Source organism: Nonomuraea jabiensis (genome assembly GCF_014204795.1).
Classification (GTDB): Bacteria; Actinomycetota; Actinomycetes; order Streptosporangiales; family Streptosporangiaceae; genus Nonomuraea; species Nonomuraea jabiensis.
The window spans coordinates 7,752,949-7,765,192 of sequence record NZ_JACHMB010000001.1; the positions used below are offsets into that span (position 1 = coordinate 7,752,949).

Genomic DNA, 12,244 nt, shown 5'->3' on the forward strand with positions numbered 1-12,244 from the left:
ACGGCGGCGTCGAGATCCGCGGCATCGTCAGCGGCGACGACGGCCACGCGGTCGGCCACGCCACGCTGACGCTGATCGACTCGCGGGGCCGGCAGCTCTCCCGGGCCGTGACCCTGGCCGACGGCGGGTACGCCATCTGGACGCCCGGCATGGGCACCTACGTCCTGATCGCGTCGGCCGCCGAACGCGAACCGCAGGTGGCCACCCTCGTCGTCGGCGATCGTCCCGTCGACTTCAACCTGATCCTCACCGGCTCGAACAAGCTGACCGGCCTGGTACGTGACCTGGAGGGCAAGCCGGTGCCCGGGGCGGTCGTCGTGCTGACCGACGTCCGCGGCGAGGTCGTCACCACGGGCACGACCGACGCGGAGGGCTCCTACAGCCTGTCCGGCGTGACCTCGGGCGGCTACACGCTCGCGGTCAGCGCGGACTCCTTCCGCCCGGCCGCCGTCCCGGTCGAGGTCGCCGGCGCCGGCCACACCAGGCAGGACGTCGAGCTGCGGCCCGGCGCCCGGATCCGCGGCACCGTACGGGCGGGCGACGGCGGCCCGCTGAACGACGCGCGGGTGACGCTGCTGGACGCGGCCGGGAACGTGGTCGGCACCACGACGACCGGCGAGGACGGCGCGTACGCCTTCGCCGACCTGACCGGCGGCCAGTACACGCTCATCGCCACCGGATACCCGCCCGTGGCCGACACCGTGAGCATCAACGGCCGCGACGACGACGACCGCGACCTGTGGCTGGTCCACGCCGACTGAACACCCGACACCGCGACGACCGCTCCGAACGGACGAGCGGGGAGAGCAGGAGCACCATGTACACCAGCCAAGAGCCGGCCGGGCGGAGCGCCACGGCGAGCCGGCCGGACCGGCAGAGCATCCCGGACCGGCAGAGCACCGCGGATCGGCAGAGCACCGCGGATCGGCAGAGCACCGCGGACCGGCGGAGCGCCCCGGACCGGCAGAGCATCCCGGACCGGCAGAGCGCCGCGGACCGGCAGAGCGCCCAGGCCGGCCGCCGGGGCCTGCACGCCCTGATCCGCACCAAGGACGGGTGGGCCGTGCAGCACGCGATCGTCACGGTGACCGACCTGACGGGGCAGCAGGTCGCGCGGGCCGAGGCCGACGCCGAGGGCGTCGTGTCGACCGGCCCGCTGGCGCCCGGCGTCTACACGGCCGTCGCCACCGCGGCCGGATACACGCCGGCCGCGATGACGGCCATCGCGACCGGGTCCGGCACCGCCGAGCTGGGCACGGTGGTGCTGGCCCGGCAGGGCGGCGTCGACCTTCCCCCGCCCGGGATCTGGACGCTCGACCCGGCCCACTGCACGATCGCGGCGACCGCCCAGCATCTGGGGCTCAGCACCGTACGGGGACGGTTCACCCAGTTCGCCGGGCGGATCGAGGTCGGCACGGACCCGGAGACCTCGTCGGTGGCCGCCGACATCGTGGCCGCCTCGATCGACACGGGGAACGGCACCCGCGACGACCATCTCCGCTCGGGCGACTTCCTGAACGCCGACGCGTACCGGATGATCTCCTACCGCAGCAGCGGGCTCACCCCCGCGGGCCCCGACCGGTGGATCGTGCACGGGACGCTGACGCTCGCCGGGGTGCAGCGGCCTGTCGACCTCGACCTGGCCTACCTCGGGACCGGCCCCGACCCGTGGGGCGGCCTGCGGGCGGCGTTCCGGGCCGGGACGGAGCTGCGCCGCGAGGACTTCGCGATGACGTACAACCAGGTCGTGCGGGCCGGGGTCAACCTCATCGGCTCGACGCTGAAGGTGGAGCTGGACATCCAGGCCGTGCAGGGGGCGTCCGTGCCCTAGACGGGAGTGTCCGGACCCTGCCGCCGGGCAGTCCCGTCCGGCGGCTGTGGGAGCCGAGTGAACTGCTGCCCAAGGGGCCTATACCAGGCGGAGGTCGAGCAGGCTCTGCGCCGTCTGCACGATCGTCGTCTCGACGGGCCGCGGGCGCCAGCCGAGCTCGTCGCGGGCCCGGTCGTTGTGGATGATCGGCCGTGGCGGGTCCTCGCCCGGCACCTCCTGCGTGGGTACGCGTGCGCCGGCCGGGCCGAGCCGCCGGCGCAGGATCCGGGCCACCTCCAGGAAGCTCAGCGCCGGGCCGTCGGCGACGGCCAGGAAGCGCCTGCCTGCGGCTTTGGGCTCCGCCATGGCGCGAAGGTGCAGGTCGGCCACGTCGCGTACGTCCACGACGCCGAAGCGCCGGCGGGGCGCGAGGCTCATCGTCCCGTCGAGCATCGCCTTGATCAGCTGCGTCGAGGAGCGCAGGTCGGTCGTGAGGGTGGGTCCGAGGATGGCCGTCGGGTTGACCACGACGAGTTCGGTGTCGCCGCCGTCGCGTTCCATCAGGGCCCAGGCGGCCCGCTCGGCGATCGTCTTGGACCGCGGGTACGGCGCCAGGCCCGGCGTGTCGGGATCGGTCCAGTCGTCTTCGGTGAACTCGGCGCCCGGCTTGGGCGTGTACCCGACCGCGGCGAAGGACGAGGTCAGCACGACGCGCCGGGCGCCCGCGTCGCGTGCGGCACGCAGCACCCGCAACGTGCCCTCGCGGGCGGGGACGATCAGCTCGTCGGGGTTCTCGGGCTGGGTGACCGGGATGGGGGAGGCGACATGATGAACCTCCTCGCACCCGGCCACCGCGGCGGCCCAGCCGTCGTCGGCCATCAGGTCGGCGGCGACGATCTCCAGGCCGGCGTCGTCGGCGTCGCCGCGGCGCACCGCCGCACGCAGCCCGGCCTCCTGCGCCGTCGAGCGCACCGTGGCGCGCACCGGTCTCCCGGCCCGCAGCAGCGCGGCGACCAGGTGCGTCCCCACGTAGCCGGCCCCGCCGGTGACCAGGACCCGGCTCATGACAGCACCCCCAAGCGACCGGCCGCCTCGATGGAACGCCGCGTCGCCTCCGACTCCGCGGTCGTGTCGCCGCGCTCGCGGGCGTCCCACAGCGCCGCCTTCTCCCGCAGATAGGCCAGCCGGGCCTGCTGGGCGACGATCTCGGCCTCGATGCGCTCCGCGTGGCGCAGCAGCAGATCGCGCTGTTCGGCCGCCGCCACCCGCCCGCGGGTGCGGTTCGCCAGGTAGGTACGCATGTCCTCGATGCTCACGCCGACCGCGCGAAGGCAGGCCAGCGCCTCGATCACGTGAAGGTCCTCGTCGCGGTAACGCCTGTGCCCGCTGTTCTCGTCACGGTCGATCGGGCCGACCAGCCCGACCCCCTCGTAGTAGCGCAGGGTCGGCTCGCTCAGCCCGCTGCGCCGGGACACCTCATGGATGGTCAGAACTGCCATGCGGCCAGCGAAACACACCTCAAGCGCTTGAGGTCAAGCGCGGGGCCCACGTCCCGGTGGGGGAACGTTCCGGAGGGCCCGTCGTCGCCCGGCGAGCCCGGCGCACTGAGCGGGGCGCGACAGCGTCAACGTCGGGTCACACCGTCTCGGCGCGGGTCAGGTCGCTGATGGCCGCGAGACCTTCGCGTTGCAGTTCGAGCAGATCGCGGGTCTCGCCGGGGGCGATCCACCGGGCGAAGGCCGTTTTGAACACCAGAACGCCCAGCTCGCCGGCCAGGGAAGCGGTCACCTGGGGGACGCCGCGGGCGACGAGCGCGGCGGTCACGGCGTGAGAGAGCTTCGCCAGCTTGAGCAGCTCGCGCTCCCGCAACTGCTCGTTCGCCGTGATGATCCCGTTCCGCATGCGGGAGAAGTCCCGGCCCCGTCCGTCCTGCAGGACCCGGCCCCCGGCATCGAGCGCCGCGGCGAGCAGGCCGGCCATGGACGTGCCCCCCGGGGCGTCGGCGATCGCGCCCACGAAGGCGGCTTCGAGCTGCTCCCCGCCGGCGAACAGCACCTCGCGCTTGTCCGCGAAATGCCGGAAGAACGTCCGCTCGGTCACCCCGGCCCGCCCGGCGATCCCGGCCACGGTCGTCGCCTCGTAGCCGTCCTCGGCGAACAGCTCCATCGCCGCCCGCTGCAGACGATCCGACGCTCCAGGTGCCCAACGTGCCATGTCCGGATCGTAGCCGGAATCGAGGTGATGACAGAGCCTGACATCATGGCTATGCTGACGATGTCAGTCCCTGACATCACTATGGGAAGCGAGCCCACCATGCACGTCTTCGTCACCGGAGCATCCGGATTCATCGGCCGCGCCGTCGTGGCCGAGCTCGTCGCCGCCGGTCACCAGGTGACCGGCCTGGCCCGTTCCGAGGCGTCGGCCTCGGTCATCAAGGACCTCGGGGCGGACGTCCACCGCGGCGACCTCGACGACCTCGACCAGATCCGCCAGGGCGCGAACGCGGCCGACGGCGTCGTCCACCTGGCGAACAAGCACGACTTCGCCCACCCCGAGATCTCCAACCGCGCCGAGCGGGCCGCCGTCCAGACCATCAGCGACACGCTCGCCGGGTCCGATCGGCCGTTCGTGCTCGCGGCCGGCCTCGCTCTGCCCGGGCTCGGACGCCCGTCGACGGAGCGGGACCCCAACCCCGCCGTCGGCCCGGACTCGCCGCGCGGCGGTGCCGAGAACCTGGCGCTCACCTACGCCGACCGTGGCGTACGGGTGATTTCCGCCCGCTTCGCCCCGACCGTCCACGGCGAAGGCGACCACGGCTTCATCTCCATCATCGCCCAAGCCGCCCGACGGCGCGGGGTCTCCGTCTACCCCGGCGAGGGGCAGAACCGCTGGCCCGCCGTCCACCGCTCCGACGCCGCGCGCCTGGTCCGGCTCGGGCTCGAGAAGGCCCCCGCCGGCACGATCCTGCACGCCGCCGCCGAAGAGGGCGTGCCCGTCCGGCGGATCGCCGAAGCGCTCGCCGACCGCCTCGGCGTGCCGGTGAAGCCCGCCCCGGCGGAGCAGATCGCCGACGAGATCCCGTTCATCGGCGGGTTGCTGGCCGCCGACTTCCCCACCACGAGCACGATCACGCGCGAGCTGCTCGGCTGGCGGCCCACCGGCCCCACCCTCCTGGAGGACATCGCCGCGGGCCACTACGACCAACCCTGAACCGATCACGATCACGGACGGTGCCGCGGGGCAGGCGGGCGGCCTAGCGGGCCCTGGGCACGGAGTCGAGCAGCACCCGGGTGTAGGGGTGCTCGGGCTCGGCCAGCACCCGCGCGACGGGCCCCCGCTCGACGACCACCCCCCGGTGCAGCACCAGCGTGTCCTCGCACAGGTGCCGCACGACGGCCAGGTCGTGGCTGACGAACAGCAGCGCGACACCGGACTCGGCGCGCACCCGGTCGAGCAGTTCGAGGATCTGCGCCTGGATGGAGACGTCCAGGGCGGCCACCGCCTCGTCGAGCACGAGGACCGACGGCCCCACGGCCAGCGCCCTGGCGATGGCCAGGCGCTGCCGCTGCCCGCCGCTGAGCTGGTGCGGCCGGGCCCCCGCCTCGCGGGTGCCCAGCCCGACCTGGTCGAGCAGTTCGGGGACGCGCGAGCGGTCCCCGCCGTGCAGCCTGAGCGCCACCTGAAGGCATTCGGCGGCGGTCAGCCGCGGGTCCAGCGACAGGTACGGGTCCTGGAACACCATCTGGATCTCGCGGGCCCGCCGGAGCCGGGCCGCCCGGCCGCGCTCCTTGGCCGAGCGCACCCGCCCGTCCACGGTGATCGTGCCGGAGTCGGGGGTGACGAGCCCGACGAGCATGCGCGCGATCGTCGTCTTCCCCGACCCGGACTCCCCGACCAGGCCCAGCGAGCCGCCCGGCGGCAGCTCGAAGGACACCCGGTCGGCGGCCACCGAGCCGTGGAAGGACTTGCACAGATCGTGTACGCCGAGCATCACGCCTCCACCAGACGGCAGGCGGCCGAGCCGCCGGACACGGTCACGGGTCGCGGCGACCACTCCTCGCAGGCGTCCTCGGCCCGCGGGCACCGCGGCGCGAACGGGCAGCCGGCGAACGTGTCGTCCAGCGAGGGCGGGCGCCCGGGGATGGGCCGCAGGGGACGGGGATCGTCCAGCTCCGGCGTGCAGGCCAGCAACCCGGCCGTGTAGGGATGCCGGGGATCCTCGAACAGCTCCTTGGCCGGCCGCGACTCGACCACCGTGCCCGCGTACAGCACGTGCACCCGGTCGCAGAAGGACGCCGCGAGGTGCAGGTCGTGGGTGATGAACAGCATGCCGAGCTCCCGCTCCGCCTGGACCTCGCGCAGCAGGGCGAGCGTCTCGGCCTGGGTGGTGACGTCGAGCGCGCTCGTCGCCTCGTCGGCCAGCAGCAGCGCCGGGTCGGCGGCCAGCGCGGCGGCGACGACCACCCGTTGCAGCATGCCGCCGGACAGCTCGTGCGGGTACTGCCGCAGGCGCAGCTCGGGATCGCGCAGGCCGACGGCGGCCAGCAGCTCCACCGCCCGGGCGCGGGCCTCGGCCTTGGAGCGGCCCAGCGTGTGCACCATGCGCTCGGTCAGGAAGTCGCCGACGCGGCGGACCGGGTTGAGCGAGGAGCGCGGATCCTGGTAGATCATCGACACCTGCGAGGCCCGCAGGCTCCTGAGCCGGCCCTGGTCCATCGCGAGCACGTCCTCGCCCGAGACCAGCACCCTGCCGGAGGCGGACGCCCCGGCGGGCAGCAGCCGCAGCACCGCCCGGGCCAGCGTGGACTTGCCCGACCCCGACTCGCCGACCAGGCCCACGATCTCGCCCTTGCCGACGGCCAGCGACACCTCGCGCAGGATCGGCCGCCGGCCGCCCGCCGAGATCGTCAGCCCTTCCACGGAGAGCAGCATCAGGTCCCCCTCACACCCATGCGGTCGGCCAGGCGTACGCCGATCACGTTGAACGACACGACCACCAGCGCGATGGCCGCGCCCGGCACCAGCACCGGCAGGAACGCGCCCTGCACGATCGCCGGTTGTCCCTCCTTGACCATGAGCCCCCAGTCGGACGACGGCGGCTGCGCCCCGAACCCGAGGAAGCTCAGCGTGGCCAGGCTCATCAGCCCCTCGCCGAACAGCACGACGAGGTAGCCCACGATCGAGCGCGCCATGTTGGGCACCAGGTGCCGCACGCAGATCGCGAACCCGCCCATGCCCTGGACCCGGTAGGCGTCGATGTACGGTTTGCCGCACTCGCCCAGCGCCACGCTCCTGGTGTAGCGGGCGATCGTCGGCGTGTACGCCAGCCCGAGCGCGACCACCGCCGTGGTCATCCCGTTGCCGAACACCGCGACGACCAGCACCACGAACAGCAGCCCCGGGAAGGCGTACATGACGTCGGTCAGCCTGGACACGACGGCGTCCACCCAGCCGCGGTGCCAGGCGGCCAGCGTGCCGAGCGCGACGCCGAGCACGGAGGCGATGGCCAGCAGCGCCAGGGGGCCGATCAGGGAGGTGCGGGCCCCGTACAGGACCCTGGTGAGCAGGTCGCGGCCCGACTGGTCGGCGCCGAGCGGGTGCCCGGGCGACATCGGCGCGAGCGTGGCGGCGAAGTCGACCGCGTCCGGCTCGTACGGGGCCACCAGCGGCGCGAACACCGCCGCCACCACGACCAGCGCCAGGAAGGCGCCGGCCAGCCGGTAGCCGAGCGGCCGGGCGGCCTTCGGCGAGAGAGTGGCGACCATCGTGGTCATGCGGGCCTCCGCACCCTGGGGTCGATCAGCGGCTGGGCGAGATCGACGAGCGTGGTCACGAGGATGTACGCGGCCACCATGAGCAGCATCACCGCCTGGGTCACCGGGAAGTCGTGCGTGTTGATCGCGTTGACCAGCAGCGAGCCGACGCCGTTGAGCCCGAACGCGGTCTCCACGGTCACCGTGCCCGCCAGCATGCCCGCCGTGACCAGCCCGCACATGGTCACGATCGGCCCCAGCGCGCCCCTGAGCACGTGCCTGACCACGATCAGCCGCTCGGACAGCCCGGACGCGCGGGCCACGGTCACGTGGTCGAGCTCGCGCTGCTCCACCATGGACTGCCGGGTCACCCGGCTGATGATGGCCAGCGCGCCGAGCGCCAGCGTCACGGCCGGCAGCGTCAGGTGCCACAGCGACCCGCCGCCCATGACGGGGAACCAGCCGAGCTGCACGCCGAACAGCGAGATCAGCGCCGTGGCCACCACGAAGGGCGGCACCGAGGTGGCGAACGTCGTGCCCGCCACCACCGCCGAGTCGGTGCGCCCGCCGCGCACCGCGGCCAGCACCCCGAGCGCGACCCCGAAGACCACGAACAGCACCGCGGCGTACGCCACCAGCCCGAGCGTGCTCGGCAGCCGCGCCAGCAGCAGGTCGAAGACCTGGTCGTTGTACTGGGTGGAACGCCCGAGGTCGCCGGTCACCGCGTCGCCGAGCCACCGTGCGTACTGCACCAGGAACGGGTCGTCCAGGTGGTATTCGGCCCGGACGGCGGCCAGGTATTCGGGCGTGAGATTCTCCTTGCCGCCCGCCAGGAACGTGACCGGGTCACCGGGCGCCGCGTAGGACGCCCCGAAGATCACGAACGAGGTGGCGAGCAGCGTGACGAGCAGCCCGGCCAGCTTGCGCACCATGGGGTCAGCCCTTGGCCCCGAGGTCGGCCGCCCACGGGTAGCCCATGTTCACCTGCGAGGCCGGGGGACCGGTCACCTTGCTGCCGAGCACGACCGCGTTGGGCACCTCGACCAGCGAGATCCACACCATGTCGGCGGTGAAGCGGCGCTGCAGCTCGATGACGTCCTTGGCGCGGGCCGCGTCGTCGGTGGCGCTGAGCGCCTTGGCGACGAGCGCGTCGTACTCGGGCGAGCTGAACTTGACCCAGTTGTTCGCCGAGCCGGTCAGGCCGTTGTCGTAGAAGCCGATCGGGTCGGACTTGGTGATGTACCAGTCGTCGGGCACCAGGTCCACCTGCGCGCGCAGCGACTCGTCGGTGTAGAAGCTGCCGAACTCCGAGGCCGGGACGGTCTTGATCTGCGCGGTCAGCCCGATCTTCTTCGCCGCGTCGACCACCGCGTTGGCGATCACCGTACGGGCCTGCTCGCCGTTGGTCGCCACGATGATCGGCTCCTTCGGCGACCCGGCCTCCTGCACGAGCTTCTTGGCCTCCTCCAGCTGCGGCGACTCCGGCGCGCCGGACAGCTGGTCGTAGGCCGCCTGGAACGCCTCCTTCTGGTAGGACCACGCCCCCGCCCCGACCGGCACCTTCCACGGCCTGGCCAGCCCCGCGAACCCGGACTTGGCGATGCCCGCCCGGTCGACCGCCAGCGACAGCGCCCGCCGGATCCGCGCGTCCTTCATCACGCCGCGGTCGGTCGGCAGCAGCACGAACACGCGCGTGGTCGCGCCGTAGGCCACGCTCACCGCCTGGTTGCTCTGCAGCGCCACCGCGGGCCCGGTGTCCGACAGGTACGCCCCCTGCGCCGCCCCCGTGACCAGGCTGTTGACCAGCGCCGTGTCGTCGGCCCACTGGAAGGTGACGGTCTTGGTGAGCGGCTTGACGTCCTTGTTCCAGTACGCGTCATAGCGCTCGATCGTGAGCTGGCTGCCGGACTTCCACTCCTTGAGCCGGTAGGGCCCGCTGCAGGCGTCCTCGTGCCCGGGCGTGCCGAAGTCCTTGCCGAGCTCGTCCACGACCTTCTTGTTGAGCACGATGCCCGCGCCGCCCGCGAGGGCCTGCACGAACAGCGCGTTGGGCCGCTTGAAGGCGATCGTGACCTCGTGGTCGCCGGTCTTGGTGACGGACTGCACGTCCTCGAACTCGTCGGACTCGTCCTTGCCCTCACCCGCGTGCCGCTCGAGGCTCCACACGACGTCGTCGGCGGTGACCGGCGCGCCGTCGTGGAAGGTGGCGTCCTGGCGCAGCGTGAGGACCATCTTCTTGGGGTCGGGCTGGTCGGCCTTCTCGGCCAGCCACGGCTTGACCGTCATGTCGGGCTGGGTCTGCATGAGGCGCTCGCAGACGTTGGCCATGACCGTGCGGTTGTCGGTGCCGCCGTCGAGGTCGAGGTCGAGGGTGCCGGGCTCCTGGCCGAGCAGCCAGACGGCGCTGTCGAGCGGGCCTGCCGCCTTCGGCGTGCGGTCGACCAGCGTGAGCGTGGCCGGGTCGGGCGCCTTGGTGGTGGCCGCCGGGCCGCCGCAGGCCGCGGTGAGAGCGGCGAGCCCAAGGAGGGCGAATGTCTTCTTCACGGGGTCACTTCTCCATGCGGTCCGTCGTAGAGGTTCCAGGGCACGCGCTCGTACTCGTGGTCGCAGGGCGTGCCGGCCGCGATCAGGTAGTCGCCCGTGGTGAGGTCGACGCAGCTCGACAGCAGGGTCGCCCACCGTTTGACGGCGGGCTGGGTCTCGTCGGGGTGGGTGCAGAGGGACTCGGGGTAGCCCAGGTGGTCGGACATGGCGAGCCTGATGCGCTTGCGGGCCTCGTCGGTGCCGGACGCCTCGGCCACGGTACGCAGCCCGCCCTCGGCCCTGGGCACCCGGAACAGCGAGTCGGCCGAGCCGGGCCGGTAGGTCGCGGCCAGCTGCGGCGGCACGAACGCCTGGTAGTGGTTGCCGTGCACGAGCAGCCCGTCGGTCGGGTACATCCAGCCGATCGCGCCGGGGGTGGTCTCCAGGTCGATGGCGAACCCGTCGCGATGGGTGACCAGCGCGTTGCTGGCGATGTGGGCCCGCGACTTGGTCAGCGCCTCCAGCGCGGAGTTGAGGTTGCCGCTGTCGAGCACCTTGCGCCTGATCAGCGTCTGCGGCACGCCCACCGTGTCGTCGAAGCGCCCGCCGAGCCCGTTGGCGTTGAGCGCGATGCCCGCCGAGTTGGCCCCCTGCCGCCCGACCTGCCCCGCCTCCACGTGCATGATGACCGTCGGCCGGCCGGGCTGCACCACCCTCAGCACCATCACCGTGTCGGAGACGCCGTGGCGCCAGTCCCAGTTCTGGCCGGCGTAGACGTGGCCGTCGCCGGAGGCCTCCGGCATCAGCGCGAACGACGTGCAGCCGTCGGGCTCCATGGAGCCGAACGTGGTGTCGTAGATGATCTCGCCGCGGGCGTTGAGCGCCAGGACGTCGAGGAACCCGACGCCCGCGCCCTCGGCGATGCCCTCCATCTCCTCGACCAGCTCCGGCGCGAACTCCTTGCTCGGCGCCACCCAGCGGGCCGCACGCGCTCCGACCTGCTCCCAGGACAGGCCGCTGGAGTGCGCGAACGCCTCCGCGTAGTAGGCCAGCGCGCGGTGCACGTGGTCGCGGGCCTGCTCGCCGTACTGGCGGCCACGCTCGCGCGGGGCGCCGGAGATCTCGACGAGAGGCAGGGATGTGAGGCTCAATGGTGCTCCTTGGAGCGGCCGGCGTCCTGTAACGTTCATTTCAAAGGACGGCAAGTCTGTAGCGGTCGTTTCCAAAGAAAGAGTAATGAGCGCTACACGGGAGTCAAGAGTCGTAATGGAAAATACACACAGCCCAATCGAGCAGCTCAGAGCCATGGTCAGGCAGCTGTGGGAAGAGCTGTCACCGGCCGAGCGGGCCGTGTGCCACTATCTGGTCTCGGCCTCGCCCGAGCAGATCCTCTTCGCCAGCGCCCAGGAGCTGGGCAGCGCGACCGGCACGAGCAACGCCACGGTGGTGCGCACCATGCAGCGGCTGGGCTTCGGCGGCCTGCCCGGGCTCAAGCGGGCGCTGGCGGCCGAGTTCAGCTCGTCCGTGGCGCCCGACGTCCGGCTCAAGCGGCGCATCGGCCACGTGGGCCAGGACCTGTCGGCCATCTGGGAGCGGGTCTTCGACGAGGCCCGCGAACGGATCGACCACTGCCGCCGCCTGCTCGACCCCGAGGCGTACAAGAAGGCCGTGGAGCTGCTGGTCAACGCGCCAGGAGTGCTCGTCTACGGCGCCGGCGCCTCCGACCCGGCCGCCCGCCACCTGGCGCTCAAGCTGGGCCGGCGCGGCCACCGCGCCCGCGCCACCTCGGCGACCGGCTTCGCGCTCGCCGACGACCTGCTCTCGCTGGCCCACGACGAGGTGCTCGTCATCTTCCAGCCCGGCCGCCGGCTCAAGGAGATCACCGTGCTGATCGAGCGGGCGCACGCGGTGGGCGCGGGCATCGTGCTGATCTCCGACGAGCTCGGCGGCGAGTTCGCCGAGCGCGTCGACGCGGTGCTGGCCGCGCCGCACACCCCCACGGGCATCACCGGCGAGCCGCTGGCCGGCATCCTCGTGGCCGACGCGCTGCTGCTGGCGCTCGACTCGCTCGACGAGCCGCGCTCCGTCGAGCATTCCCACCAGCTCAACGCTCTGCGCGAGCAGCTGCTCGGTCCCCGCTTCCGCTAGCCCCGTTTTC

13 protein-coding genes are annotated in these 12,244 nt (G+C 72.8%); 4 read left to right on the plus strand and 9 right to left on the minus strand.

What is annotated here, in order from left to right; translation table 11 throughout:
- The first annotated feature begins 149 nt into the window (after positions 1 to 149).
- Both HD596_RS62380 and HD596_RS35425 read left to right on the plus strand, forming a co-directional pair.
- A complete protein-coding gene (locus tag HD596_RS62380) occupies positions 150 to 761 on the plus strand; it encodes a carboxypeptidase-like regulatory domain-containing protein (protein WP_246557467.1) in 612 nt (203 codons plus the stop codon).
- Between the two features lie 56 nt (positions 762 to 817).
- Positions 818 to 1,831 (plus strand): YceI family protein, encoded by a 1,014-nt coding sequence (locus tag HD596_RS35425; protein WP_185073802.1) that lies wholly within the window; start codon positions 818 to 820, stop codon positions 1,829 to 1,831.
- 78 nt (positions 1,832 to 1,909) lie between these two features.
- Here the strand turns inward: HD596_RS35425 and HD596_RS35430 are convergent, their stop codons facing one another.
- The 3 genes from HD596_RS35430 to HD596_RS35440 form a co-directional block, all read right to left on the minus strand.
- Positions 1,910 to 2,875 carry an NAD-dependent epimerase/dehydratase family protein gene (locus HD596_RS35430; RefSeq protein ID WP_185073804.1) on the minus strand — a complete coding sequence of 322 codons (966 nt, stop codon included), beginning with the start codon at positions 2,873 to 2,875 and terminating at the stop codon, positions 1,910 to 1,912.
- Complete coding sequence (locus HD596_RS35435; RefSeq protein WP_185073807.1) at positions 2,872 to 3,309, minus strand: MerR family transcriptional regulator; 438 nt, start codon at positions 3,307 to 3,309, stop codon at positions 2,872 to 2,874. The genes HD596_RS35430 and HD596_RS35435 overlap by 4 nt, the downstream gene beginning before the upstream one ends.
- Positions 3,310 to 3,445: 136 nt before the next feature.
- Positions 3,446 to 4,024 (minus strand): TetR/AcrR family transcriptional regulator, encoded by a 579-nt coding sequence (locus tag HD596_RS35440; RefSeq protein ID WP_185073809.1) that lies wholly within the window; start codon positions 4,022 to 4,024, stop codon positions 3,446 to 3,448.
- A 60-nt stretch (positions 4,025 to 4,084) separates the two neighbouring features.
- On the opposite strand from HD596_RS35440, the gene HD596_RS35445 reads away from it, so the two are divergent.
- Positions 4,085 to 5,020 (plus strand): SDR family oxidoreductase, encoded by a 936-nt coding sequence (locus HD596_RS35445; protein ID WP_246555068.1) that lies wholly within the window; start codon positions 4,085 to 4,087, stop codon positions 5,018 to 5,020.
- Between the two features lie 43 nt (positions 5,021 to 5,063).
- Here HD596_RS35445 and HD596_RS35450 read toward each other — a convergent pair whose 3' ends face one another.
- The 6 genes from HD596_RS35450 to HD596_RS35475 are packed head-to-tail and all read right to left on the minus strand — an operon-like array spanning position 5,064 to position 11,237.
- On the minus strand, positions 5,064 to 5,801 hold the full coding sequence (locus HD596_RS35450; RefSeq protein ID WP_185073812.1) for an ABC transporter ATP-binding protein: 738 nt from the start codon (positions 5,799 to 5,801) through the stop codon (positions 5,064 to 5,066).
- Entirely contained in the window at positions 5,801 to 6,742 is a 942-nt protein-coding gene (locus tag HD596_RS35455) for an ABC transporter ATP-binding protein (protein ID WP_185073813.1), read from the minus strand. The genes HD596_RS35450 and HD596_RS35455 overlap by 1 nt, the downstream gene beginning before the upstream one ends.
- Positions 6,742 to 7,584, minus strand: a complete 843-nt coding sequence (locus tag HD596_RS35460; protein WP_185073815.1) for an ABC transporter permease — start codon at positions 7,582 to 7,584, stop codon at positions 6,742 to 6,744. Before HD596_RS35460 ends, HD596_RS35455 begins: the two co-directional genes overlap by 1 nt.
- The gene (locus tag HD596_RS35465; protein ID WP_185073818.1) at positions 7,581 to 8,495 is read right to left on the minus strand and encodes an ABC transporter permease; all 915 of its coding nucleotides are present in this window, start codon (positions 8,493 to 8,495) and stop codon (positions 7,581 to 7,583) included. The genes HD596_RS35460 and HD596_RS35465 overlap by 4 nt, the downstream gene beginning before the upstream one ends.
- A gap of 4 nt (positions 8,496 to 8,499) precedes the next feature.
- The gene (locus HD596_RS35470; RefSeq protein WP_185073821.1) at positions 8,500 to 10,107 is read right to left on the minus strand and encodes an ABC transporter substrate-binding protein; all 1,608 of its coding nucleotides are present in this window, start codon (positions 10,105 to 10,107) and stop codon (positions 8,500 to 8,502) included.
- A complete protein-coding gene (locus HD596_RS35475; RefSeq protein ID WP_246555070.1) occupies positions 10,104 to 11,237 on the minus strand; it encodes a C45 family autoproteolytic acyltransferase/hydrolase in 1,134 nt (377 codons plus the stop codon). Before HD596_RS35475 ends, HD596_RS35470 begins: the two co-directional genes overlap by 4 nt.
- Before the next feature lie 154 nt (positions 11,238 to 11,391).
- Between HD596_RS35475 and HD596_RS35480 the strand changes: the two genes are divergently transcribed.
- The gene (locus HD596_RS35480) at positions 11,392 to 12,234 is read left to right on the plus strand and encodes a MurR/RpiR family transcriptional regulator (protein WP_246555072.1); all 843 of its coding nucleotides are present in this window, start codon (positions 11,392 to 11,394) and stop codon (positions 12,232 to 12,234) included.
- Positions 12,235 to 12,244: the final 10 nt, after the last annotated feature.

Excerpts from the sequence above, each read along its gene's own strand:
- HD596_RS62380 (WP_246557467.1), top strand. The coding sequence starts at position 150 with ATGGGCACCTACGTCCTGATCGCGTCGGCCGCCGAACGCGAACCGCAG.
- HD596_RS35425 (WP_185073802.1), top strand. The coding sequence starts at position 818 with ATGTACACCAGCCAAGAGCCGGCCGGGCGGAGCGCCACGGCGAGCCGG.
- HD596_RS35430 (WP_185073804.1), bottom strand. The coding sequence starts at position 2,875 with ATGAGCCGGGTCCTGGTCACCGGCGGGGCCGGCTACGTGGGGACGCAC.
- HD596_RS35435 (WP_185073807.1), bottom strand. The coding sequence starts at position 3,309 with ATGGCAGTTCTGACCATCCATGAGGTGTCCCGGCGCAGCGGGCTGAGC.
- HD596_RS35440 (WP_185073809.1), bottom strand. The coding sequence starts at position 4,024 with ATGGCACGTTGGGCACCTGGAGCGTCGGATCGTCTGCAGCGGGCGGCG.
- HD596_RS35445 (WP_246555068.1), top strand. The coding sequence starts at position 4,085 with ATGTCAGTCCCTGACATCACTATGGGAAGCGAGCCCACCATGCACGTC.
- HD596_RS35450 (WP_185073812.1), bottom strand. The coding sequence starts at position 5,801 with ATGCTCGGCGTACACGATCTGTGCAAGTCCTTCCACGGCTCGGTGGCC.
- HD596_RS35455 (WP_185073813.1), bottom strand. The coding sequence starts at position 6,742 with ATGCTGCTCTCCGTGGAAGGGCTGACGATCTCGGCGGGCGGCCGGCGG.
- HD596_RS35460 (WP_185073815.1), bottom strand. The coding sequence starts at position 7,584 with ATGACCACGATGGTCGCCACTCTCTCGCCGAAGGCCGCCCGGCCGCTC.
- HD596_RS35465 (WP_185073818.1), bottom strand. The coding sequence starts at position 8,495 with ATGGTGCGCAAGCTGGCCGGGCTGCTCGTCACGCTGCTCGCCACCTCG.
- HD596_RS35480 (WP_246555072.1), top strand. The coding sequence starts at position 11,392 with ATGGTCAGGCAGCTGTGGGAAGAGCTGTCACCGGCCGAGCGGGCCGTG.